This window comes from Streptomyces sp. NPDC051207, from assembly GCF_040682395.1.
In the GTDB taxonomy this organism is placed as follows: Bacteria; Actinomycetota; Actinomycetes; order Streptomycetales; family Streptomycetaceae; genus Streptomyces.
Map to the genome: position 1 here is coordinate 13532 of NZ_JBFBAX010000002.1, position 22358 is coordinate 35889.

19 protein-coding genes and 3 pseudogenes are annotated in these 22358 nt (G+C 74.0%); 11 read left to right on the forward strand and 11 right to left on the reverse strand.

Going from position 1 to position 22358, the window contains the following annotated elements; translation table 11 throughout:
• Window positions 1-6: 6 nt before the first annotated feature.
• A pseudogene (locus AB0M97_RS01870) lies at window positions 7-255 on the reverse strand (cellulose binding domain-containing protein); the annotation flags it as partial.
• 45 nt (window positions 256-300) lie between these two features.
• On the opposite strand from AB0M97_RS01870, the gene AB0M97_RS01875 reads away from it, so the two are divergent.
• Both AB0M97_RS01875 and AB0M97_RS01880 read left to right on the forward strand, forming a co-directional pair.
• Complete coding sequence (locus tag AB0M97_RS01875) at window positions 301-738, forward strand: hypothetical protein (protein ID WP_365959038.1); 438 nt, start codon at window positions 301-303, stop codon at window positions 736-738.
• Window positions 739-944: 206 nt separating this feature from the next.
• Complete coding sequence (locus AB0M97_RS01880; protein WP_365959039.1) at window positions 945-1247, forward strand: hypothetical protein; 303 nt, start codon at window positions 945-947, stop codon at window positions 1245-1247.
• A gap of 384 nt (window positions 1248-1631) precedes the next feature.
• Here the strand turns inward: AB0M97_RS01880 and AB0M97_RS01885 are convergent, their stop codons facing one another.
• Complete coding sequence (locus tag AB0M97_RS01885) at window positions 1632-2951, reverse strand: radical SAM protein (protein ID WP_365958721.1); 1320 nt, start codon at window positions 2949-2951, stop codon at window positions 1632-1634.
• 214 nt (window positions 2952-3165) lie between these two features.
• Between AB0M97_RS01885 and AB0M97_RS01890 the strand changes: the two genes are divergently transcribed.
• From AB0M97_RS01890 to AB0M97_RS01900, 3 genes and pseudogenes are all read left to right on the forward strand, one after another.
• On the forward strand, window positions 3166-4419 hold the full coding sequence (locus tag AB0M97_RS01890) for an FAD-binding protein (protein ID WP_365958722.1): 1254 nt from the start codon (window positions 3166-3168) through the stop codon (window positions 4417-4419).
• A 5-nt stretch (window positions 4420-4424) separates the two neighbouring features.
• Window positions 4425-4613: pseudogene (locus AB0M97_RS01895) on the forward strand (transcriptional regulator); the annotation flags it as partial.
• A 346-nt stretch (window positions 4614-4959) separates the two neighbouring features.
• A complete protein-coding gene (locus tag AB0M97_RS01900; RefSeq protein ID WP_365958723.1) occupies window positions 4960-7836 on the forward strand; it encodes a glycoside hydrolase family 2 TIM barrel-domain containing protein in 2877 nt (958 codons plus the stop codon).
• A 46-nt stretch (window positions 7837-7882) separates the two neighbouring features.
• Here AB0M97_RS01900 and AB0M97_RS01905 read toward each other — a convergent pair whose 3' ends face one another.
• Both AB0M97_RS01905 and AB0M97_RS01910 read right to left on the reverse strand, forming a co-directional pair.
• A complete protein-coding gene (locus tag AB0M97_RS01905; protein WP_365958724.1) occupies window positions 7883-8395 on the reverse strand; it encodes a hypothetical protein in 513 nt (170 codons plus the stop codon).
• On the reverse strand, window positions 8392-10101 hold the full coding sequence (locus AB0M97_RS01910; protein ID WP_365958725.1) for a PHP domain-containing protein: 1710 nt from the start codon (window positions 10099-10101) through the stop codon (window positions 8392-8394). Before AB0M97_RS01910 ends, AB0M97_RS01905 begins: the two co-directional genes overlap by 4 nt.
• 634 nt (window positions 10102-10735) lie before the next feature.
• Between AB0M97_RS01910 and AB0M97_RS01915 the strand changes: the two genes are divergently transcribed.
• Window positions 10736-11311, forward strand: coding sequence for a WHG domain-containing protein (locus AB0M97_RS01915; protein ID WP_365958726.1), 576 nt, complete (start codon window positions 10736-10738; stop codon window positions 11309-11311).
• Between the two features lie 149 nt (window positions 11312-11460).
• Here the strand turns inward: AB0M97_RS01915 and AB0M97_RS01920 are convergent, their stop codons facing one another.
• The 4 genes from AB0M97_RS01920 to AB0M97_RS01935 all read right to left on the reverse strand — a co-directional run bounded on the left by AB0M97_RS01920 (window position 11461) and on the right by AB0M97_RS01935 (window position 15489).
• Window positions 11461-11652 (reverse strand): hypothetical protein, encoded by a 192-nt coding sequence (locus tag AB0M97_RS01920; protein ID WP_365958727.1) that lies wholly within the window; start codon window positions 11650-11652, stop codon window positions 11461-11463.
• A gap of 82 nt (window positions 11653-11734) precedes the next feature.
• Window positions 11735-12778 carry a rhamnogalacturonan acetylesterase gene (locus tag AB0M97_RS01925; RefSeq protein WP_365958728.1) on the reverse strand — a complete coding sequence of 348 codons (1044 nt, stop codon included), beginning with the start codon at window positions 12776-12778 and terminating at the stop codon, window positions 11735-11737.
• 166 nt (window positions 12779-12944) lie between these two features.
• Window positions 12945-14354 (reverse strand): RICIN domain-containing protein, encoded by a 1410-nt coding sequence (locus AB0M97_RS01930; RefSeq protein ID WP_365958729.1) that lies wholly within the window; start codon window positions 14352-14354, stop codon window positions 12945-12947.
• Window position 14355: 1 nt separating this feature from the next.
• Window positions 14356-15489: a glycoside hydrolase family 43 protein gene (locus AB0M97_RS01935; RefSeq protein WP_365958730.1), complete on the reverse strand. Its 1134-nt coding sequence runs from the start codon at window positions 15487-15489 to the stop codon at window positions 14356-14358.
• Window positions 15490-15682: 193 nt separating this feature from the next.
• Between AB0M97_RS01935 and mmuM the strand changes: the two genes are divergently transcribed.
• The gene (gene mmuM / locus AB0M97_RS01940; protein WP_365959022.1) at window positions 15683-16621 is read left to right on the forward strand and encodes a homocysteine S-methyltransferase; all 939 of its coding nucleotides are present in this window, start codon (window positions 15683-15685) and stop codon (window positions 16619-16621) included.
• 298 nt (window positions 16622-16919) lie between these two features.
• The gene (locus AB0M97_RS01945) at window positions 16920-17957 is read left to right on the forward strand and encodes a substrate-binding domain-containing protein (RefSeq protein WP_365958731.1); all 1038 of its coding nucleotides are present in this window, start codon (window positions 16920-16922) and stop codon (window positions 17955-17957) included.
• A 50-nt stretch (window positions 17958-18007) separates the two neighbouring features.
• Here the strand turns inward: AB0M97_RS01945 and AB0M97_RS01950 are convergent, their stop codons facing one another.
• Complete coding sequence (locus AB0M97_RS01950) at window positions 18008-18112, reverse strand: hypothetical protein (RefSeq protein ID WP_365958732.1); 105 nt, start codon at window positions 18110-18112, stop codon at window positions 18008-18010.
• Between the two features lie 25 nt (window positions 18113-18137).
• Entirely contained in the window at window positions 18138-19526 is a 1389-nt protein-coding gene (locus AB0M97_RS01955; RefSeq protein WP_365958734.1) for an MFS transporter, read from the reverse strand.
• Between the two features lie 125 nt (window positions 19527-19651).
• Here AB0M97_RS01955 and AB0M97_RS01960 point away from each other — a divergent pair, with 125 nt between their 5' ends.
• Window positions 19652-20287 carry a helix-turn-helix domain-containing protein gene (locus AB0M97_RS01960; RefSeq protein ID WP_365958735.1) on the forward strand — a complete coding sequence of 212 codons (636 nt, stop codon included), beginning with the start codon at window positions 19652-19654 and terminating at the stop codon, window positions 20285-20287.
• Window positions 20288-20373: 86 nt separating this feature from the next.
• A complete protein-coding gene (locus AB0M97_RS01965; RefSeq protein ID WP_365958736.1) occupies window positions 20374-20889 on the forward strand; it encodes a DUF3515 family protein in 516 nt (171 codons plus the stop codon).
• A gap of 37 nt (window positions 20890-20926) precedes the next feature.
• Here the strand turns inward: AB0M97_RS01965 and AB0M97_RS01970 are convergent, their stop codons facing one another.
• Window positions 20927-21571: a ThuA domain-containing protein gene (locus AB0M97_RS01970; protein ID WP_365958737.1), complete on the reverse strand. Its 645-nt coding sequence runs from the start codon at window positions 21569-21571 to the stop codon at window positions 20927-20929.
• Window positions 21572-21688: 117 nt separating this feature from the next.
• Between AB0M97_RS01970 and AB0M97_RS01975 the strand changes: the two are divergent.
• Window positions 21689-22195, forward strand: a pseudogene (locus tag AB0M97_RS01975) (VOC family protein); the annotation flags it as partial.
• Window positions 22196-22358: the final 163 nt, after the last annotated feature.

Genomic DNA, 22358 nt, shown 5'->3' on the forward strand with positions numbered 1-22358 from the left:
CGGCGCTCAGGACGTCGCGCAGCGGTGCCCGTTCAGCGTGAAGGCGGGCGGCGGGGCGTTCCTGCCGCGCCAGGAGGCCAGGAAGCCGAAGGAGAGGCTGCCGCCCGCGCGGACGGCCCTGTTGTGGCCGGCGGCGGTCGCCGTGACGCGGTCGCCGTCCTGCGTGTACGTCGCGTCCCACATCCGGCCGACGCGCTGGCCGTCGGGGAACGTCCAGGCGACGCGCCAGCCGTCCAGGGGGCCTCGGGTGGTGACGGTGACGGTGGCCTGGAAGCCGTCGGGCCACTGGTTGACGAGGTCGTGGCGGACCCGGCACGGGGGCGGCTCGCCGGTGCCGGGGGCGGGGGTGCCGCGGTCGCGGGGCGCGGCGGACGCGGCGCGCCCCGGGGGCCGGGGCCGCTCCTCCTGCCGGGCGGCCGGGACGTGGCGCTCCGGGACGGCCGGGCCGACCGGGAGGGGGACGGTGACGTGGCGGCGGGCGCGGGGGCCGGGGGGACGGCGGCCGGGGGCCGGTCGGCGCTGTCCCCGGCCTCGGCGGTGTCGGTGGGCCCGCCCGAGGGCATCAGCGAGGCGGCGAGCGCCAGCAGCGACACCAGGAGGGCGGTGGCGATCAGGCCGCCGCGCACGACGCGCTCCCTGGGCGAGCCGTCGTCCGGGCCCGCGAGCCCGGTGTCCGCCGCGTCGGGCCGCCCGGCGCCGTGCCGTACGTCGGCCGCGTGGCGGCGGCGTTCCAGGTAGGCGGGGCCGCCCCAGCCCAGCACTCCCCGGGCGAGCGCGCCGGGCAGCGCCGAGCCCTGCCGCAGACAGGCGGCGGCCTCCGCGCAGCGCGCGCAGCCGGCGAGGTGCCGGGTCAGGTCGGCGGGGGCGTCCTGGGCGGGTGAGCGGGTGACGGCGTCCAGGAGCCGGGCGTAGCCGCGGCAGTGGGCGTCCATCGGGGTGTCGAGGTGGTTGCGGCGGCAGCGTTCCCGGAACAGTCCGCGCACCTGGGCGAGTTCGCCGGCCGCGCCGGCCGGGTCGAGGCCGAGCCGGCGGGCGGCCGTGGGCAGCGGCAGCGCCTCCGCCTCCACGAGCCACAGCAGCGCGGCGTCGGCCTCCTGGAGGTCGCGCAGGGCGCGCAGCGCGAGCGGACGCCGCGGCGGCGGTCCCGTCCAGCGGCCGGCCTGCCCCGAGGTGAGCCACCGCCGCAGGTCCGGGTCGAGTCCCTGGCCGCGCCCGTCGGCCTCGCGGGCCGGCGCCGTGGCGCGTAGGCGGTCAGCAGCTGCGGGATGCGGGGCAGCCGGGGCGGGCGGCGGGCGTGTGCGGTGTGCTCGGCGGCGCGGGCCTCGCGCATCCCGCGTGCGAACGCCTCGGTGGCCAGGTCCGTGACCGCGCCGGGGCCCGCCGTGCACAGCTCGGCGTAGCTGAGCACGGCGTCCCAGCACTCGGAGAACAGCGCGGCCTCGGTCGCGTCCCGGGGAATCGGCAGGTCGGGCATGAGTCTCCCGCGTCCACGTGCGAGGCCGACTCACCGCAGACGGGGTGGAGTTGAGAGAAACCTCGCGGCAGGGCACGAAGCCCTGCACGCCGCCCGCGCCACTGACAAGCGCGGCCGGGCACTCCGGTGGCCGGGCCGCCCCGGCCACCGGACGCCGTCACACCTCGACGGGTTCCGTCGCCGACAGGCTGTCCATGAAGGAGCTGACGGAGAACACCGCGCGGCCGGGGCCGGGCGGGCCGTAGCCGGGCGGCGAGGACAGCCCGAAGTCGTCCATGGTGGCGCGGTAGGCCTCCAGCAGGCGGATGTGGTACTCCAGCGGCGCGCCCTGCGGGTTGGCCTTGCCGAGCGGTGTGGTGGGCTCCGGGCACCAGGTGGTGAACCGGGGGGTGATGCCGTGCGACATGAAGAAGCGCAGGCCCTCGGTGGTGGAGGCGATGGCCTCGTCCACGCTGGTGAAGCCGAACGGCTCGGCCATCTCCACGCCCGCGACGAAGTTGGGGATCACGTTGCGCGCGCCGAACACCTCGGCGGAGTCCAGGATGCGGCGGTGCCATTCGTCGCGGCCGACGTAGCGCTCCTTGCCGGGGCAGTACAGCTCGAACAGGCGGCGGTCCCACACCTCGAAGTTGGGGTGGTAGATCTGCACGCCGTAGTCCTTGAACCGCTGCACGTCCGGCTTCGGCAGGGCCTGTGCGACGACCTTGCCGATCCAGCGGCCCGGGAAGCGCTCCTCGATGGCCTTGGCGTAGTGGCCGTAGAAGTCGGCCTCGTCGCGGCCGGCGACCTTCGACGTGATGGCGCCGCCGGTCAGCGTGTACGCGGTGGACGCCTTCTGCGTGTCGTACCGGTCGATGATCTCCAGGGCCTCGAGGATCTCCTCGACGTCCTTGACCCCGGTGTAGGGGCGGCCGGCCGCCTTGTGCTGGCGCCAGTTGTGGTTGATGTCGCAGTACTGGCACTCCTCCTTGGCGCCGAAGTACTGGCAGACGCGGAACACCGTCAGGTAGATGAGGTAGCCCCACTGGATGGTCGGGGCGACCTCCATGACGGATTTCCCGTTGGACAGGGTGTGCCGGTAGTACTCCGGCATCGGCGGCACGCCGACGTCGGCGATCCGCGCGCCGTCGAGGTAGAGGCCCAGCATGCCGTCGTCGTTCGCGGCGACGCGGTACGGCGAGGACGGGTTCACCCGCACGGAGACGACGGTGCGGCGCAGGTCGTACGGGCCGCCGGTGAGGATGATCTCCTCGGGCGGGCGCCTGAGGGCCGCCTCGCCCAGCTCGGGCAGCGTGCCGTGGTCGAAGGAGAAGATGAAGTACGACTTCGGCTTGACCTCGCCGCCCTCGTTGTCGCTGAGCGCCGAGGGGTCGAACGCGACTCCGCCCCGGAGCAGGTCCTCCTTGAAAACGGCTTCCCGCGGCACGTGCGGGAACCGCTCCATCAGATCCTCGACCAGCGCGGTACGGCTGCCCATCGCGTGTCTCCTCCCGGTTCGGACGTACGACTCCTCACGGTATGCCCCGCGCCGGACGCGACCTGCGCCGGGTCCCCGGCACGGCGCCGGGAGGCGGCACCCGCCGCGGGAAAGCGCTCTCAGCGGGAGGGGCCCGGCCGCGGCCGGCCGGGAGCCGGGAGGTAGGTTCCCGCGGGGACCTCCTGGTTCTCCATGCCTCGGGGAAGGACGACGGATGACCGAGACCGTGACCAACTGGGCCGGCAACATCACCTACAGCGCCAAGGAACTGCACCGGCCGCGCTCCCTGGACGCGCTGCGCGCGCTCGTCGCGGACAGCGCCCGGGTGCGGGTGCTCGGCAGCGGGCACTCGTTCAACGAGATCGCCGAGCCCGGCGCGGACGGCGTCCTGCTGTCGCTGGCGGACCTGCCGGCCGGCGTCGACGTCGACACGGCGGCCCGCACCGTGCGGGTCGGCGGCGGCGTCCGGTACGCGGAGCTGGCCCGCCAGGTGCACGCCCGGGGTCTCGCCCTGCCCAACATGGCGTCGCTGCCGCACATCTCGGTGGCCGGTTCGGTCGCCACCGGCACGCACGGCTCCGGCGTCGGCAACGGCTCGCTCGCCGCGGCCGTGCGCGAGGTGGAGCTGGTGACGGCGTCCGGCGCCGTGGAGACCATCGGCCGTGGCGACGCGCGGTTCGGCGGCGCGGTCACCTCGCTCGGCGCGCTCGGGGTCGTCACCGCGCTCACCCTCGACCTGGAGCCGGCCTTCGAGGTCGAGCAGCACGTGTTCACCGAGCTTCCGCTGGACGGGCTGGACGCCGCCACGTTCGAGACGGTGGTGTCGGCGGCGTACAGCGTGAGCCTGTTCACCGACTGGCGGGCGCCGGGCTTCCGGCAGGTGTGGCTCAAGCGGCGCACCGACCAGCCCCTGCCCGACTTCCCGTGGGCCGCCCCGGCCACCGAGAAGATGCACCCGGTGCCGGGTATGCCGGCCGTGAACTGCACGGAGCAGTTCGGGGTGGCGGGGCCGTGGCACGAGCGGCTGCCGCACTTCCGGGCCGAGTTCACGCCCAGCAGCGGGGTGGAGCTGCAGTCGGAGTACCTGATGCCGCGCCGGTACGCCGTCGACATGCTGTCGGCCGTCGACGCGATACGGGACACGATCGCCCCCGTCCTGCAGACCTGCGAGGTGCGCACGGTCGCCGCCGACGAGCAGTGGCTGAGCCCGGCCCACGGCAGGGACACCGTGGCCGCGCACTTCACCTGGGTCGAGGACACCGCCGCGGTGCTGCCGGTGGTACGGCGGCTGGAGGAGGCGCTGGCCGGTTTCGAGGCACGGCCGCACTGGGGCAAGGTCTTCACCACGCCGCCCGCGACGCTGCGCGACCTGTATCCGCGGCTCGGCGACTTCCGCGCGCTGGCGCGGTCGCTGGACCCGGCGGGCACCTTCACCAACGCGTTCGTACGGGCGGTCCTCGAGGGTTGACCTGGCGCGAGGCCGTCGCCCGGCACGCGCTGCGGCGCCCGCCGGCCGCGACCCAGACCGTCCTGTCCCCGATCCCCACGGACCCGGTGTGCCTGGGGGCTGCGACGTTCGCGCTGGAGGGCCGCTGGGGGCGGCGGGCGGCAGCGGAACGGGGGCGGGCGGGTGGCTCGGTAGCCGGGGGTGGGAGCCGGTGACCGGAAGCCGAGGCCGTGGACGGTGGCCGTGGACGGTGGCCGGGAGCCGAGCCGAGGCCGGGGGCCGAGCCGAGGCCGGATGCCGAGCCGAGGCCGGATGCCGAGCCGAGGCCGGATGCCGCGGAGGGGAGCCGGTGGCCGGGAGCAGACGGCCGGGAGCAGACGGCCGGCATCAGGTGGCAGGTCGCCCGTGAGCCGGTGGCCGGGAGCCGCGCGGGGCCAGGAGCCGGAACCGGTGGCCGGGAGCCGGTAACCGGTGGCCAGGAGCGGGTACGCACTACCCGGTGCCCGCATCTCCTCCCGGCACGCCCGCACGGCGTCCCCGCCCCCCTTCACGTGGAGACCGATGACCTTCCGATCCCCCGCCTACGTCGAGGACGTCTCGCCGGGCCGCGGCGCGCTGCCGCCCCACACCTGGTACGCCTCCTCGGACGCCACGTCTGTCTCCCTGAACGGCAGTTGGCGTTTCCGTCTGTCGGCGACCGCCGGCGCCGAGGACGACGCGTTCGCCGCGCCCGGGTACGACGCCGGGGACTGGTCCGAGGTCGCGGTCCCCGGCCACTGGGTCCTCCAGGGCGACGGCGCGTTCGGCGCACCCGCCTACACGAATCACCGCTACCCGTTCCCCGTCGACCCGCCACGCGTCCCGACGGAGAACCCGACCGGCGACCACCTGCGCGCGTTCGACCTGCCGGACGACTGGCCCGCCCCGACGGCGGCGGGCGACGCGGTCCTGCGCTTCGACGGGGTGGAGTCCTGCACCCGGGTCTGGCTGAACGGCACGGCGCTCGGCGAGTTCAAGGGCTCGCGGCTGCCGCACGAGTTCGCGGTCGGCCATCTGCTGAAGCCGAGGGGCAACGCCTTGGCGGTCCGTGTCCACCAGTGGTCCGCCGGGTCGTACCTGGAGGACCAGGACCAGTGGTGGCTGCCCGGCATCTTCCGTGACGTGACACTGCTGCACCGCCCGCCGGGGGCGGCCGGCGACTTCTTCGTGCACGCCTCCTACGACCACGTCACGGGCGAGGGCACCCTGCGCGTCGACTCCGACGTCCCCGGCCGGGTCACCGTGCCCGCACTGGGCGTCGACACCGCGACCGGTGAGTCCGTGACCGTCCCGGTGGAGCCGTGGTCGGCGGAGACGCCGCGCCTGTACGACGGTGTGCTCGCCACGCCGGGCGAGCGGGTCGGGCTGCGGATCGGCTTCCGTACGGTGGCGCTGGAGGACGGCCTGATCAAGGTGAACGGCAGGGCGGTGCTGTTCAAGGGCGTCAACCGCCACGAGTGGCATCCGGAGCGGGGCCGCGCCCTCGACCCTCGGACCATGCGGCAGGACGTCCTGCTGATGAAACGGCACAACATCAACGCCGTCCGCACCGCGCACTACCCGCCGCACCCGGCCTTCCTCGACCTGTGCGACGAGTACGGCCTGTGGGTGATCGACGAGTGCGACCTGGAGACCCACGGCTTCACCGGGCAGGCCTGGCGGGACAACCCGGTGGACGACGACCGCTGGACCCCGGCCCTGCTGGACCGGGCCGCCCGCATGGTCGAACGGGACAAGAACCACCCGTCGGTGGTGATGTGGTCCCTCGGCAACGAGGCGGGCACCGGCCGCGGCCTGACGGCGATGGCCGAGTGGATCCGCGGCCGGGACCCCTCCCGGCTCCTGCACTACGAGGGCGACGTCACGTGCCGCGACACGGACGTGTACTCGCGGATGTACACGCCGCACGCCGAGGTCGAGCGGATCGGCAGGGGCCTGGACGGCGGCCCGCGGCGGCGCCGCCCGCTGCCGTTCCTGCTGTGCGAATACGGGCACGCCATGGGCAACGGGCCGGGCGGACTCGCCGACTACCAACGGCTGTTCGAGAGGTACGAGCGGCTCCAGGGCGGGTTCGTCTGGGAGTGGATCGACCACGGCGTACGGCACCCGGAGTTCGGCTTCGCGTACGGCGGCGACTTCGGCGAGGAGCTGCACGACGGGAACTTCGTGTGCGACGGGCTGCTGTTCCCGGACCGGGAGCCGTCGCCGGGGCTGGCCGAGTACCGGAAGGTGATCCAACCCGTCCGCATCGAGGGCGGCGCGAACGGCACCGTACGCGTCACGAACAGGTACGACTTCGCGGACCTGTCCGCGCTGGCCTTCGCGTGGTCGTACCAGGTGGACGGGGAGACCGTGGAGTCCGGCCCGCTGCCCGTGCCGCCCCTCGCGCCGGGCGAGTCGGCCGAGGTGAGGCTGCCACCACGGCCGGGCGGCGACGCGGGCGGCGCGGAGACCGGGTGGACGGTACGGGCGCTGCTGGCGGCCGGCACCGCGTGGGCGCCCGCGGGGCACGAGGTGGCGTGGGGACAGATGGCCGCGACCCGGCGGAGGCCGCCGTCCGTGGCCCCGGCCGGGCGGCCGGCGGCCGCCGAGCGCGCGATCACGCTGGGCCCGGGGGTGTTCGACCCTCGGACGGGCGCGCCGCGGACGCTCGATGGTGTGGCGGTCGACGGGATGCGGCTCGACGTGTGGCGGGCGCCGACCGACAACGACCTGGGCGCGCCGTGGCAGCCGGACACGCGGTACGGGCTGCTCTGGCGCGAGCTGGGCCTGCACCGGATGCGGCACCGGCTGGACGCCGTGGAGGTGACGGGCGACGCGCTGACCGTGCGTACCCGGGTGGCGCCGGCCGGGGCCGAGGCCGGTCTGGCGGCGGTGTACCGCTGGACGTCGGACGGCGACCGACTGCGGCTGGCGGTGTCGGTGACGCCGGAGGGCGACTGGGCGGTTCCGCTGCCCCGGCTGGGCGTCCGGTTCGGGCTGCCGGGGGGCGCGGACCGGGTGCGCTGGTTCGGCGGGGGCCCGGGCGAGGCGTACCCGGACAGCCGGTCCGCGTCGAGGCTCGGCCGCTGGGAGTCGACGGTCGACGGCATGCAGACGCCGTACGTCCGTCCGCAGGAGAACGGCGCGCGGGCCGGCGTCCGCTGGGCGGAGCTCGGCGGCCTGCGCGTCGAGGGGGAACCGGAGTTCTGGTTGACGGCCCGCCGCTGGACCAGCGAGCAACTGGACGCGGCCTCGCACCTGAGCGATCTCGTGCCGGGCGACACGGTCTGGGTGAATCTCGACCACGGCCAGCACGGCATCGGCTCGCAGTCGTGCGGACCGGGCCCGCTGCCGCGGTACTTCCTCGGGGCGGAGCCCGCCGAGTTCTCGTTCGTGTTCCGCGCCTCGCGGGACTGAGCCGGGCGGCCGGGGGCGACAGGGCGCCTCCGGCCGCCGCGGCCGGTCAGTGGTCCGCGCAGCAGGGCGTGGGGTCCGGGACCTCGAAGGGCACGAGGACACCGCCCGAGGCGGGCATCGCGGTGAGGACCAACTCGCCGCTCTGCCACTGCGGCCGCACATGCCCGCGGGTGACCAGGCGCGCATCCGCGTCCGGTGCCCGCGCGGAGCCGAGCACGGCCACGCGGTCGATCGCGGACCGGTCCAGCAGCTCCGCGACCGTCACCGTGCCGGTCAGCGCGGCGGCGCCCGGATAGAGCACCGCTCTGCCGTACGCGTCCGGCACGCCCGGCGTCACCTGGTGGCCGTCGGCCGTGAGCCGCTCCCGGGCGGTGCGCAGGAGCGGCTCGGACGCGCAGGCGAGGGAGACGGCGACGCGCGGGCGGTCACCGCGCACCAGATGGGTGCAGCCGTACACGTCCTCCGGGAGGGCGAGCCGGGCCGCCAGCGCGTGCAGCAGACGGTCGGCGGCGCGCAGCTCCCGGGCCCCCGCGTCGATGGTGAGGGCGTACGGCGTCACGACGGCAGGACCCACACCGGGTTGGAGTAGAACCACAGGTCGAGCCACGGGTCGGCGTCGCCGACGACGTCGAGCGCGGGGCCCGCCGGGTCGACGGCCGCGCCCATCGCGCCGACGGCGCCGCGACGGCCGTCGGTGCCGCGCAGCCGGACGTACAGCGGCCGGTCGACGCGCCCGAGGTCGTAGGTGAGGCGGACGGTACCGCGGGCTTTGTTCACCTCGTACGACGTGACGACCCTGGCGGTCGGGGCGGTGAAGGTGTCCTGGTCGGCGACCGGGCCGGTGACGTCGCCCCGGATGACGTCGACGCGGGCCAGCCGCGGCACGAAGCCGGCCCAGTTGGGGCCGCCGGCGAGGGCTACGTCGGCGGTGAGGGTGACGCGGGAGCCCTTCTTGACGTGCAGGGCGCCGCCGAGCGTGGCCCACTTGCCGGCGCCGGAGACCCGCACGTCGAGGCCGCTGATGAGCTGGCCGTGGTCGACCCAGATGCGGCCGGCGCGGATGCCGTCCATGACGGCGGCGTAGGTGAAGGCGTCGGAGCCGACGTGGGTGCGGCTGTACTGGCCGGGCCAGTAGTCGCCCTGCGTGAGGTCGATCCGGCCGCCGTAGACCGGGTCCTCGTAGCGGCCGTTGGCGGTGAAGTCGCCGCCCGGGCCGCGCACCGCGGTGTCGGCGTAGACCTGGTGGGAGTCGGAGTTGGCGGTGATCCACCAGGGCTTGCCCTCGGCGAGGAGGCTGTCCCACAGGCCGCCGACGGTGGCGGTCATCCAGTCGAAGCCGCCCCAGGTGCGGTAGCTCTCCAGGGGGTAGCCGGGGAAGGAGTTGGCGCCGGGGTTGTTGTCGTAGATGCCGCGGGCGCGGCCCATGCCGAGCGGCTGGGGCAGGCCGGCGGCCTGGTGGCCGGGGGCGCCTTCGAAGCCGACGGCGATCTGGCGGTCCGTGCCGGTGGCGTCGCGCCAGGCGCGGATCTCGTGCGGGGAGTCGACGCCGCGGCGCGCCGGGTGGTTGGCGAGCATCAGCGCGTCCTTGATGGTGCGGCGCTTGATCTGCTCGCCGAGGAAGGCCAGGCCGGCCACGGCGAGGGCCTCGTTGGCGGGGGTCGAGTCGGAGGCGCCCCTGACGCTGCCGTCGTAGTCGGTCTCGAACTGCTTGAGGACGGAGACCTCGTTGCTGCCGGGGTGCACGAAGACGGTGCCGTGCTCGGCGGCGGGGATGTTCCACTCCAGGCCCTGGAAGACGAGGGTGTCCTTGTGGGCGGCGCGGGCCTCCTTGATGTCCGGGTTGACCTTCTCGACGCCGATCCTGGCGTGGGTGGCGCTGCCGTGGTCGGTGATGACCAGCCAGTCCATGCCGTGCCGGGCGCCCTGGCGTACCTGGTCGACGACGCGGTACTTGCCGTCGCTGCTGTACTGGGTGTGGATGTGGTGGTCACCGGCCAGCCACAGGAAGCCCTTGGGGCGGCGGCCGTCGGTGGCGGCGGCCGGGGTGGCGCCGGTGCCGAGCACGCTGCCGGTGGCGAGCCCGGCGCCCAGGAGACCGGCGCGGCGCAGCAGGGAGCGGCGCGACTGCTGCTCGGGGGTCAGGGCCTCGTCGGGCACGGAGGTGTCGAAGGCGGCGGGCAGGGGTGCCGTCGTCTCGTGCCCGTGGTGATGGCCGTGCCCGTGCCCGTGGTGGTGATGCCCGTGGTGGTGATGACCGTGCCCCATGCTGTGCCTCCCGAGTGCCGCGGCCTTCTCGCGGCTGCCGTGCGCGGCGCGTGGTGGCCGCGTGGGGAGGATCGACGGGGAAGATGAACGTTGAACGACCCTTGGGTGGGTGGTACGCGAAATGCCGTCGGCACGTGAGAGGCCGGGGCGGGAGCCGCTCCGCCCCGGCCACCACGACCGGTTCACCCGCGAAAACCGGAGATTCACAGAGGTGTGACGCGACGCACCGGGAACCCCGAATACAGCGCACCCGGCGCAATGCACGGATTCCCGAAACAGACGCACCGGCTCCGACAGCTCACCGACGACGCGTTCGAGATCCGCGCTGATCAGGGCTGGCTGTCGGGGACTCGCGCCACCACGGAAAGAAGCCGAACGGAGCAGAATTCAATATTCGAGATTTCACACTCCTCTCTCTCGGCGGATGCGACGATTTCCCGTGCCACACCGAATACTAGGCGCGCGAACACCCCCGCCCAAGACGGAATTCCGCCACGCATACCACCGGAATGCCGATCCGCGATATTCCGGCCCTGCCGGGCACGGGCCGCCGCACTGTGGGAAACTTCGCTCCCACCCCACGGTCGAAGGCTGTGACCCCACTCTGCCCGCCGCTCCCGGAGGACTCCCGCCCATGCCCCGCGCCGGTCTCAGCGCCGACCGACTCGCCGAAGCCGCCGTCGCCATGGCCGACGAGACGGGCTTCGAGAACGTCACCCTGTCGGCGCTGGCACGGCACTTCGGCGTGAAGGACGCCAGCCTCTACTCGCACGTCAAGGGGTTGCGGGACCTGCGGACGCGGATGGCGCTGCTCGCCGGTGCCGAACTGATCGAGCGGATCGCGGCAGGCGTCGCCGGTCGCTCGGGCCGGGACGCGCTCGCGGCGTACGCCGACGCCTACCGGGCGTACGCCCTTCAGCATCCGGGGCGGTATGCGGCCACGCAGATCCGCATCGACCAGGACGTCGCCACGAGCCCGGTGATGGCCCGGACCGTCGAGGTCACCTACGGCCTGCTGCGGACGTACGGCCTCGAGGAACCCGACCTCACGGACGCCGTGCGGCTGCTGCGCAGCGCCTTCCACGGCTTCTGCTCGCTGGAGGCAGGCGGCGGTTTCGGCGCCCCGCGTGACGTGCGGGCGTCGTGGGAGCGGATCGTGGACGCGCTGCACGTCGCCCTGGAGAACTGGCCGACCCGGCCCCGCGCGTAACCGTCAGCCCCGGCTCAGCGCGCGTACGTCGTCGTACGGGGGTGCCGGCCCGACCGGTGTCCGGCCCGCCCGCACGTCGTGCGTCGCGGCGAGGGCCGCGCCCGGCGCCTGACCGGACGGGCATGCCGAGGCGCTGTGGCAGGCACCCCCTAGACGGCCTTCGGCAGCACGAGGTTGTTGAGCAGCGGGCCCTCCACGCCGAACTCCGTGTGGACCAAGGGGCCCGACGTGTTGGGGAGCAGCGTGCTCGGGTCCGGCAGCGCGACGGCCTGGGCGGCACCGGTGGCCAGTACGACCACCGTGAGAATGACGGCGGCGAGTGCGCGCCTGGTGTTGTCCATGCCCGGCTCAACGACCTGGAGCGGGGGCGGTCACACCCGCGCCGCCGCCGCGCTGCTCCGTACGCGCACCCGGCGGCCGCGTTCACTCCCCGCGCGTCAGACCGCCCGGCACCAGCCCCTGGGCGACGAGTTCGTCGCGGACCAGATCCGCGTACGCCGTGGCGCCGCGCACCGAGGTGTGCGTGTTGTCGCGCTTCTCGTTGTACAGGTACAGCGCCTTGGACGCCTCCACTCCGAGGGACTCCACGAGCGCCTTGGTCTTCGCCGTGAGGTCGATCAGGGGTACGCCCTCGGCGGCGGCGACCTCGCGGACGACGGCCGGGTGGTCGACGCCGAGGCCGTTCACCAGCAGGGCGGTGCCGTTGTTCAGGGTGCCGTCGGCGTTGAACCAGCGGCGCACGATCGGCGTGACCAGGACCGGCTCGCCGCCCTTCTCGCGCACGCCCGCCACCAGCGCCTCCAGGTTGGCGCGGTACGTCGGCCCGTCGGTGGTCTTGTCGTTGTGGGCGAGCTGGATCAGCACCAGGTCACCGGGGCGGATCAGCGGCCGGACGGTGGCGAACAGCCTCGGGTCCTTCAGATAGCTGACCGTGCTCTCGCCCGAGTCGGCGTGGTTGGCGACGGACAGCCCCTTGCGCAGGTACTGCGGCAGCTGCTGGCCCCAGCCCGCGTAGGGGCCGAGGTACTGGTCGCAGACCGTCGAGTCGCCGACCAGGAAGATCCGCCGGGCGTGCCGGGCGGGGCTGACCCGGATGTCGGCCAGCGCGGGCGCGGCGCCGTCGAGGGTGAGGTCGAGGCCGGGTGTTCCCCCGGCGCCGGTCGGTTCGCCCTCGGGATCGCGGACGTCGACGGTGAAGCTGCGCGCGACGCGCTCCCCGGCCGGGACGGGCGTCTCCGGAAGCAGGGCGCGCCGGGCCTCCCCGCCGACGGCGGTACTGGACGCGGCGTCACCGCCGAGCAGCACCTTGACGTCGTACGTGCCCGGCGGGACGTCGAAGTGGCAGGCGGTGACGGTGCAGTGGGCCGTGCCGGGCGACGGGGCGTTCGCGTCGGCGTGGGCGGGGGCGACGGACAGGGCGGTGCTCAGGGCGATCGCCGCCGGCACGGCGCTATTGAAACGTCTCATATGACTGCTCCAGAGGGCGAGGGGCGTGCAGCCGGACCGTATCGCCGGATGCGAAGCGCTTCCAGCCCTTGTCGGCAAAACGATTCAATCGCCCCTCGACCGCGACCGCGCCGGCCGGTATCCGTCCCGCGGGTACCGGCCGGCGTGTGGCACCGACTGTGCGGCGTCAGCTGCCGCGGGTCCACTGCTGGTTGGTCCCGCCATTGCACGCGTACGTGATCAGCGGCGTGGAGTTGGCGGTGGAGCCGCCGGAGACGTCCAGGCACTCGCCGGTCGCGCGGGACCGGACGGTCACGTGACTTCCGGTGGCGGTCACGGTCCACTGCTGGGCGGCCGAGGTGGTGCAGTTCTCCTGCGTGACGGTGTGCGCGTTCTCCTGCACGCACAGGGAGCTGTTGCGCACCATCAGCTGGTGGTGGCCGCCGGCGACGGGCTTGAACCAGTACCTCTGGTTTCCGCCGCCGTTGCAGTCGTACTGCTTGATCTGCGCGCCCTGCCACAGCGACTGGCTCGTGACGTCGGCGCACCGGCCGCTGTGCCGGGCGGTCAGCGTCTGGTAGGTGGCGCCGGTGCCGACGACGGTTCCGGCGGCCGTGTCGACGGTGACCTCCGGGTACCAGGACAGGGACATCGTGGTCGAGCTGGGGAACGTCAGCGGCAGCCACACGTAGCGGGAGTCGTTGACGGTGCCGCCGAAGGAGTTGCCCCAGCGGTCGCCGGCGTAGAGGTACGACGTGCCCGTGGATCCCTGCACCGGCAGCACGTACGCGGTCTGCGATCCGTAGGCCGTGGAGTCGCCGGTGTTCCGCATCGCCGACCAGGGGCCGGCGAGCGAGGTGGCCGTGGCGTACTGCTGCTGGTTGGGGTTCCAGCCGGTGGCCCCCGAGGTCAGCATGAAGTAGACGCCGTCGCGCTTGAAGAGGGCCGGTGCCTCGCGGTGGCCGCCCGGCCAGGGGTTGGCGACCAGGCTCGCCACGCCGGTGTAGTCGGCGGTGAGCCGGTAGATGTGCAGGTCGTAGTTCTCGCGGGCGGCGGACACCATGTAGCCGGCGCCGTCGGTGTCGGTGAACACCGTGATGTCGCGGGACATGTGCTGCCCGAGCGGCCGGAAGCTGCCCCGGTAGGCGTAGTTCCCGTCGACGGTGTCGGAGACGGCGACGGCGGCGCGGGCCTCGCTGTAGTCGGTGCCGTTCTCCTTGTGCATCCACATGACGAACTTGCCGGTGGACGCGTTGTACATCACTTTCGGGCGCTCGATGTTGGCGGTGGCCAGCTCGGGCGCGCTCGACTCGGTGAGGACGTGGTTGCGGAACTCCCAGTTCTTGAGGTCGGTGGAGCGGTAGGCGTCGACGTAGCGGAAGGTGTTGTCGGCGTTGCGGTGCTCGCCGAACCAGTAGTAGTACGAGCCGGCCTTGAGGATGCCGCCGCCGTGCGCGTGGACCGGGTTGCCCGAGGTGTCCGTGAACTGTGTGCCGCTGGTGACCGTCTGGGGCGCCGCCTGGGCCGGGCCCGCACCGGCGAGGGCGCCGGACAGGGCCAGGCACAGGGCGAGCAGTAACGCATGGGCACGCCTCATGTCACACGCCCCCTTCCGCCGCGCCGGCGGACGGCGTGCCCACGGGTGCCGTGTCGGCGACGGGGACGCCGAAGTCCGGGGTGCCGTCGGGCTTCCAGCCGAGTGTCTGCACGCGCGTGTGACGGTTCGGGTCGTGCAGCGGGTCGCCGTTGATCTCCTTGTACTGGCGGGCGTGGTAGACGAGGACGTCGGTGCGGCCGTCCTCGGCGACGGTGAAGCAGTTGTGGCCGGGGCCGTACTGCCTGGTCGTGTCGTTGCTGGTGAAGACCGGGGTGGGCGACTTGGACCAGTTGGCGGGGTTCATGATGTCGCTGCCGGCGTCGGCCGTGAGCAGGCCGAGGCAGTAGTTGGCGTCGGTGGCGCTCGCCGAGTACGACATGAAGAGGCGGCCGTTGCGGGCGATGACCGACGCGCCCTCGTTCACCTTGTAGCCCACGCACTCCCAGGCGTACTCCGGTGTCGACAGCCGCACCTGGGGGCCGGTCAGGGTCCAGGGGTTCGCCATCCTCGACAGCCACAGGGCGGTGTTGTTGTCCATGCCGGGCTCGTGCTGGGCCCAGGCGAGGTAGCGGGTGCCGCGGTGGGTGAAGGTGGTGGCGTCGAGGGAGAAGGTCTCCCATGCCGTCCTGACCTGGCCCTTTTCCACCCAACGCCCGTGGAAGGGGTTGGCGTTGGCGTTCTCCAGCACCCATATGCGGATGGCCCAGACGTCCTCGGCGGGCGCGGCGGCGAAGTAGATGTACCACTTGCCGTCGACGCGGTGGATCTCCGGCGCCCAGATGTGGGCGCCCATGGCGCCCGTGGCGTGCTTGCGCCAGATGACGGACTCCCCGGCGGTGGCGAGGCCGTTCAGGGTGCGGGAGCGGCGCAGCACGATCCGGTCGTACTCGGGGGCGGTCGCCGTGTAGTAGTAGAAGCCGTCGGTGTGGCGGTGGATGTGCGGGTCGGCGCGGTTGCGGACGAGCGGGTTCACGTACGGGGCTGCTTTCGGGGACGGGGACGCCGCCTGGGCGGCTCCGGGGACGGCGGCCAGGGCGCCGGCGGCCGCGGCACCCTTCAACAGCGTTCTGCGGCTGGGGACTTCGCGGCCTTCGGGGATTTCGGGGACTTGGGGCAGATCGTGCTCGCGGCTCATGCGGCCTGCCTCTCGTGGGGGCGTGCGGACCCGTTCACCATCTCCACGTCCGTTATTTCGGACAACATCTGACATGACGAACGCCGAAAAGGTACGGCCGGGGCGGGAGGAGGTCAACGGGGTGCGCCGAGGCGGGCGTGCGGGGCGGGGGCGGGCCGCCGTCCCCGCGGCCGTCGTGGACTACCGTCGGCGCATGACCGGCACGCCCTCCCTCCTTCAAGCCCTCACCACGGGGACGGTCGTCCTCGACGGCGGGATGTCCAACCAGCTGGAGTCGGCCGGGCACGATCTCAGTGACGACCTGTGGTCGGCCCGGCTGCTCGCCGAGCGGCCCGAGGCGATCACCGAGGCGCACCTGGCCTACTTCGCGGCGGGCGCGGACGTGGCGATCACCGCCAGCTACCAGGCCACGTACGAGGGCTTCGCGCGCCGCGGCATCGACCGCGCCCACGCCGCCGGACTCCTCACCCTCAGCGTCGAGTCGGCCCGCGAGGCCGCCCGCCGGGCCCGGTCGGGCGGCGCCACGCGGCCCTTGTGGGTGGCCGCCTCGGTCGGCCCGTACGGGGCGATGCTCGCGGACGGCTCCGAGTACCGGGGCCGGTACGGCCTGACCGTCGCCGAGCTGGAGCGCTTCCACCGCCCCCGCGTCGAGACGCTGGCCGCCGCCGGGCCCGACGTCCTCGCCCTGGAGACGGTGCCCGACGCGGACGAGGCCGCGGCGCTGCTGCGGGCGGTGCGCGGGGTGGGGGTGCCGGCCTGGCTGTCGTACAGCGTCGCCGGGGACCGCACCCGCGCCGGGCAGCCGCTGGAGGAGGCCTTCGGCCTGGCCGCCGACGCGGACGAGGTGATCGCGGTCGGCGTCAACTGCTGCGCGCCCGAGGACGCGCGGGCCGCGATCGAGACCGCGGCCCGCGTCACCGGCAAGTCGGTCGTGGCCTACCCCAACAGCGGTGAGACCTGGGACCCCGCGGCCCGCGCCTGGACCGGCCGCACCACCTTCACCCCTGACCGGGTCAGGGCCTGGCACGCCTCCGGGGCCCGCCTGATCGGCGGTTGCTGCCGGGTGGGGCCGGAGACCGTCGCGGGGATCGCGCGGACGGTGAGGGCAGGAGACGGGGGGTGCGGCGCGTAACGGGCGCCAGGCACTCACCGGCGCCCGCCCGGCCGCCCGCACCCGACCCCGCCCTCAAGGCCGCCGCAACGTCCCCGCCGGCCTCCTTCGCCCACGCCGTTGCGGTTCCGGCAGTGTTGCCCGCCGCGTTCCGGTGGATCCACGTGGCGCTCCCCGTCTTCCCGCCGGGTTTCCGCCCACCTACATTAGGAAGCGCTTTCTATCGTCTGTCCGTCCCAGTCGTTCCTGGCGTCTGCGGCGTCAGTGGCGGCTCTGTTTCTCCCCAGGCCCTCGGGCGGGCCGGAGAGGTGGTTTCCCGATGGTCCGTACGGGGAGTGCGAGCATGGCGGCGGGGCCGACCCTCGCGGTCGTGGCGCGCGAGGCGGGCGTGTCCGTGCCCACCGCGTCCAAGGTGGTCAACGGCCGGGAGGACGTCGCGCCCGCGACCCGCCGCCGGGTCGCGGAGGCGCTGGAGCGGCTCGGCTACGTGCGCCGCCCCCGGTTCGACCTGGCGAAGGCGCCCCGGCTCGTCGATCTCGTCGTGCACTCACTGGAGACCTCCTGGTCGGGCGCGGTGCTGCACGGCGTGGAGGAGGCGGCGTACGACGCGGGGCTGGAGGTCGTGGTCTGCGCGGGCCTGGGCCGGACCCGGGGCGGGCGGCCGGAGCGGGGCTGGCTGGACAAGCTGGTGGCGCGCGGTTCGTCCGGGGTACTGTTCACGCTGGCCGAGCTGAGCCAGTCGCAGTACGCGTGGCTGGAGCAGCACCGCATCCCGTTCGTGATGATCGATCCCGTCGTGGAGCCGCCGGCGGGCGTGGTGTCGGTGGGCGCGGCGAACTGGCAGGGCGGGGTGACGGCGACGGAGCATCTGCTGGCGCTGGGGCACGAGCGGATCGCCGTGCTCGCCGGGCACCGGCGCAGGATGTGCAGCAGCGCGCGGGTCGCGGGGTACCGCTCGGCGCTGGCCGCGGCGGGCGTGCGGCACCGCCCGGAGTACGTGCGGCACGCCGGGTTCGACGGGTCCGTGGCGCGGCGCCGGACGCTGGAGCTGCTCGATCTGCCGGAGCCGCCGACGGCCGTGTTCGCCTGCTCGGACCGGATGGCGCTGGGGGTGTACGAGGCGCTGGCCGAGCGGGGCCTGCGGGTGCCGGACGACATGAGTGTGGTGGGTTTCGACGATCTGCCCGAGGCCCGCTGGGTGCGCCCGGCCCTGACCACGGTGCGCCAGCCGCTGGCGGAGATGGCGGCCACGGCGCTGCGGCTGCTGGTCCGGATGATGGACGGCGACCGGCCGGAGGGCACCCGGACCGAGCTGTCGACCCGGCTGGTGGAACGGGCGAGCACGGCCCGCCCCTGAGAGGCGTCCCGGGGCGGAGCCAGGGCGTTTCCGGGGCGGAGCCAGGTGCCCTAGGCCATGACGCCGACGACGTGGTTGAGCTGCCGGGGGCCTGTTCTCGGCGTCGAGGAGCGGTCCAGGGGGCCGATCTCGCCGCGTCCGCGGTAGCGGTTCACCCACTGCGAGGGTGTGTCACGCGGCTCACCGCGCTGGCGAGGGGGCGGGGCCCGTGGAGGCTCCCTTCGCCCGTGAGGTGTGGGCGACGAGGAAGAGCAGTACGCCGCAGGCGGCGACCAGGATCCAGCCCGGGCGGGACGCGTGTGCGAGCCCCGTCGGGCTGGTGGCCGTGACCAGGCCGCCGGCGAGAGCGATGCCGACGGCGGCGCCGAGTTGCCGTGCGGTGGAGGTGATCGCCCCGGCCACGCCGGCACGGGCGGGTGGCAGTCCATTGACCGCGGTGTTGGTGATCGGGGCGTTGGCGAAGCCGAACCCGATGCCGATGAGTGAGTACGCGGCCAACAGCAGGGGCACGCTCGTGTGCGGGGTGAGCCGGACCAGGCACAGAGCGCCGACCGTGATGAACCCGCCGGCCAGGAGCAGCGGCAGCCGCGGCCCCGTGCGGCCGACCATGCGGCCGGACCAGGGGGCGCAGACGATCGCTCCGACGGCCAGGGGCAAGGTCGCCAGGCCGGCGGCCAGCGGCGTCCATTCCCGGGTGTGCTGCAGGTAGAGGGTGTTCAGCAGCAGCGTCATGTTCAGGGCGACGAAGACCGCCACCGCGCCCACGACGGCACCGCTGAAGGCCGGGCGCCCGAAGAGCCGCAGATCCATGAGCGGCTCACGTCGGCGGGACTCGACCCGCACGAATGCGGCTGCCGCCACGGCAGCGCATGCGTATCCGGCCAGCGCCGCGGGCGACGTCCAGCCGATGCGCGGCCCTTCGATCAGGACGCCGACCACGACGGCGAGGACCACGGTCAGCAGGACCTGGCCGGGCAGGTCGAGCCGCCGGGCCCGCGGTGCCCGGGACTCCGGCACGAACACCGCGCTGAGCAGCAGAGCGGCCGCGATGACGGGGGCGTTGATCCAGAACAGCGCCCGCCAGTCGAGCCAGGCGAGCAGCGCGCCGCCCGTGACGGGTCCGGCGGCCATGCTCAGTCCGAACACCGACGCCCAGATGCCGATCGCCTGCGCCCGTTCCTTCGGGTCGGGCATCGCGTTCACCACGATCGCGAGCGCCACGGGGCTGAGCATCGAGGCGCCGATGCCCTGCAGGGCGCGGGCCGCGACGAGTACGCCGGCCGACGGGGCGAGCGCGCAGACCAGTGAGGCCGCGCCGAACACGGCCAGCCCGCACTGGAAGACCCGGCGGCGTCCGAAGCGGTCCGCCAGTGCGCCGGAGGAGATCAGGAGACTGGCCAGGACGAGGGTGTAGGCGTCCACGATCCATTCGAGACCGCGCGTTTCGACGTCCAGGCCGCGCCCGATCGCCGGCAGACCCACGTTGACGATGGTGGTGTCCAGGCCCACCAGGAACATGCTCAGGCAGCAGACGGCCAGTACCGTCCAGCGTCTGCGCGCACTGAGCATGGGGTGAACAGGGTGTGTCGTCGCGGTCACGTCTACCTCTGATGTCCGGGAACAATGCCCGGCAAGGCTCGCGCCGAGTCACGGCCGCGGCCCAGCAGTTTTGCGAACACTGCAAAACTGGGTCCATGAACACAGAATCCGGGGACGCGGAGCTGGAGCAGATCCTCGACGGCATCGGGCCCCGGCTGCGCAGGCTGCGCCGGGAACGGGGACTCACACTCGAGGCACTCGCCACCACGACCGGGATCTCCGTCAGCACGCTGTCCCGGGTGGAATCGGGCAGGCGGCGCCCGACTCTGGACCTGCTCATCCCGCTGGCACGGGCGCACCGCGTCGCACTCGACCAGCTGGTGGCGGCGCCGGCCAGCGGTGACCCTCGGGTGCACCTGCGGCCCTTGAACAAGGGGCGCGGCAGCGTCCTGGTGCCCCTGACGCAGTACCCGGGCCGCGTGCAGGTCTTCAAGCAGGTGCTGGCACCGCGCCGGCCTGAACTGGTCACCCACGAGGGCTACGAATGGCTCTACGTCCTCGCCGGTCGGCTGCGCCTCATCCTCGGGGCGCAGGACTTCACGCTGCGGCCCGGCGAAGTGGCCGAGTTCGACACCACCGAGCCGCACTGGTTCGGCCCCGCGGACACCACCGCCGTGGAGATCCTGCACCTGTTCGGTCCGCGAGGAGACCAAGCCGTCGTCCGGGCCAGACCGCCCACGACCGATCCCGCCCCGCCGACCGCCCCGAACCCTCCGCCACCAGCGTCATGACCCGCAACAGCTAGGCTGGCAGTCGCCCGGCCGGGCACGGCAGCCGGTGACGGGCGGCACGGACTTCCTCGACAGCGGATCGGAACATGCAGGCCGGAAGCCCTGAAACGAGCAGGTGGCGCAGGAGGCCCGGCCTCGGCACGTGGATCGCCCTCGCCGTGGCCGTGGCCGCGGCGGTCGCCGGTCTGCTGTTCGTCGACGCCCACCGGATCTCCGCCGCCCCGCACGCCGGCGACCCCCGGTGCGAGAAGGTCGTCTCGCGCGCCCCCGACGACATACCGGGCATGTCGCGCGACTGGGCGATCGGGGAAGCCGTCGCCTCCTGGGGCGGCCGGGCGGCCGTGCTGCGCTGCGGCGCCGAGGAACTCCCCCCGAACGTCAATCTGTGCGTCACGGCCAACGGCGTCGACTGGGTGCTGGACGAGACGCGCCTGAAGGAGGACGGCGTGAGCGTCCTGAGGACCTACGGCCGCTCCCCCGCCGTCGAGTTCACGTACACGGGTCCGCGCTCCGAGGTGGGCGGCATCCTGACCGAGCTGAACCGCGCCGTCGACTGGCTCCCGCAGAAGCGGCGGTGCGTCGGCCTCCAGGACGCCCTGTAGGCGCTGCCGCAGCCGTACCCCGGCCCCTGTCCCCGGTCTAGAGGCGTGCGGCCCAGGTGATGCCGCCCAGCAGGTGGGACCGGAAGTCCGGATCCCGGTACGCCTCCGGGGTGTGGCCCAGGGCCGTGTAGAAGACCCGGCCCCGGCCCTGTTCGCGGCACCAGGCGAGGGGGTGGTCCTCGCCCATGCCGCCGCCCTCGTACGACGTCTCGTCGGCGCTGACGAGGACGCGTACCGCGGGGCGCGGGTTGGTGCGGAAGTCGTACCACTCGTCGGTGAAGTGCCAGACGGCCGGCAGGTGCCGGGTCGCCGGGTGGTCCCGGTCCTCCACGACGGCCCTGCCGGGCTGGAGGGCGGGGTGGCGGTCGAAGCGGGCGCCGAGCAGTTCGCCGTAGTAGGGCCAGTCGTACTCGGTGCAGGCGGCGGCGTGCACACCGACGAAGCCGCCGCCCGCCTCGACGTACGCGGCGAGCCGGTCGCGGCCCGCCGGGGTCAGCACCTCGCCGCTGGTGGAGAGGAAGACGACGGCGGCGAAGTCGTCCAGGGACGCTTCGAGGACCGCGGGGTCCTCGGTGGCGGTGACGTCGAAGTCGCCGAGGGTGCGCAGGGCGGCGACGGCGGCCGGGATGGAGTCGTGCCGGTAGTCCGTGGTGCGGGTGAAGACGAGGAGTCGAGGCGCCATGCGCCGAGCCTATGCCGGTGACGCGGCCTGGCCCAGGGAGTGGATCATGCCGAAATCTTTCGGCGGCTCGGAGCGAGCGCTCCGTGGGCGCACCCGGGCTGCGTGGCCTCGGCGGCGATGGAGACGGTTACCGCGCTGCTGGACCGTCCCGTCCTCGGGATCCCGGACCTGGCTGCGACGGTCGCCGGTTTCGCCCGCCGTACGGGGGTCGGGCCCGTGCCGGATGGCGCGCACGTCGGGCTCGGCACCCGCGACCACCTGGCCGGTCCGGGCGGCGACCGCTGTCTGGGGGTCATCGGCCCGGACCCGCAGCAGCCCGCTCCGCCGGGGCCCCGTCCCTTCGGGGTGGACGGGCCGACCGCGCCGCGGACGCTGACCTGGGCGGCACGCCCACCGGACCCGGGCGCGGCGGGCGCGGCGGCACGGGCGCTGGGGCACGATCGGGGCGAGGTGCGGCCGACGAGCCGCCGCCGGCCGGACGGCACGCTGCCGCGGTGGCGGCTGACGGACGGCTCGCACCCCTCGGGTCTTGTGCCGCTCCGCATCGACCGGGGCGCCTCCGCCCACCCGGCGACGGGGCCGCCCGTCACACCGCCGAGGTCCCTGTCCGCGAGCGCGCCCCCACCGGACCGGGTCCGTCCCCCGCTGTCCGCGCTCGGCGTCGGCCCGCCGCTGACCACCGGCCCGGCCGGTCCCGCCTGCACCGTGGGGACGCGCCGGGGGCCGGTGACCTTCGCCCGGGCCTCTCGGCGCATCCCCCCGCCCCCGGCAGGGAGTGGCGTCCGAT

What these genes read in the sequence shown, in the direction of transcription:
- AB0M97_RS01885 (WP_365958721.1), bottom strand. Translation starts at nt 2,951, where the DNA reads ATGGGCAGCCGTACCGCGCTGGTCGAGGATCTGATGGAGCGGTTCCCG.
- AB0M97_RS01890 (WP_365958722.1), top strand. Translation starts at nt 3,166, where the DNA reads ATGACCGAGACCGTGACCAACTGGGCCGGCAACATCACCTACAGCGCC.
- AB0M97_RS01900 (WP_365958723.1), top strand. Translation starts at nt 4,960, where the DNA reads ATGACCTTCCGATCCCCCGCCTACGTCGAGGACGTCTCGCCGGGCCGC.
- AB0M97_RS01910 (WP_365958725.1), bottom strand. Translation starts at nt 10,101, where the DNA reads ATGGGGCACGGTCATCACCACCACGGGCATCACCACCACGGGCACGGG.
- AB0M97_RS01915 (WP_365958726.1), top strand. Translation starts at nt 10,736, where the DNA reads ATGCCCCGCGCCGGTCTCAGCGCCGACCGACTCGCCGAAGCCGCCGTC.
- AB0M97_RS01920 (WP_365958727.1), bottom strand. Translation starts at nt 11,652, where the DNA reads ATGGACAACACCAGGCGCGCACTCGCCGCCGTCATTCTCACGGTGGTC.
- AB0M97_RS01925 (WP_365958728.1), bottom strand. Translation starts at nt 12,778, where the DNA reads ATGAGACGTTTCAATAGCGCCGTGCCGGCGGCGATCGCCCTGAGCACC.
- AB0M97_RS01930 (WP_365958729.1), bottom strand. Translation starts at nt 14,354, where the DNA reads ATGAGGCGTGCCCATGCGTTACTGCTCGCCCTGTGCCTGGCCCTGTCC.
- AB0M97_RS01935 (WP_365958730.1), bottom strand. Translation starts at nt 15,489, where the DNA reads ATGAGCCGCGAGCACGATCTGCCCCAAGTCCCCGAAATCCCCGAAGGC.
- mmuM (WP_365959022.1), top strand. Translation starts at nt 15,683, where the DNA reads ATGACCGGCACGCCCTCCCTCCTTCAAGCCCTCACCACGGGGACGGTC.
- AB0M97_RS01945 (WP_365958731.1), top strand. Translation starts at nt 16,920, where the DNA reads ATGGTCCGTACGGGGAGTGCGAGCATGGCGGCGGGGCCGACCCTCGCG.
- AB0M97_RS01955 (WP_365958734.1), bottom strand. Translation starts at nt 19,526, where the DNA reads ATGCTCAGTGCGCGCAGACGCTGGACGGTACTGGCCGTCTGCTGCCTG.
- AB0M97_RS01960 (WP_365958735.1), top strand. Translation starts at nt 19,652, where the DNA reads ATGAACACAGAATCCGGGGACGCGGAGCTGGAGCAGATCCTCGACGGC.
- AB0M97_RS01965 (WP_365958736.1), top strand. Translation starts at nt 20,374, where the DNA reads ATGCAGGCCGGAAGCCCTGAAACGAGCAGGTGGCGCAGGAGGCCCGGC.
- AB0M97_RS01970 (WP_365958737.1), bottom strand. Translation starts at nt 21,571, where the DNA reads ATGGCGCCTCGACTCCTCGTCTTCACCCGCACCACGGACTACCGGCAC.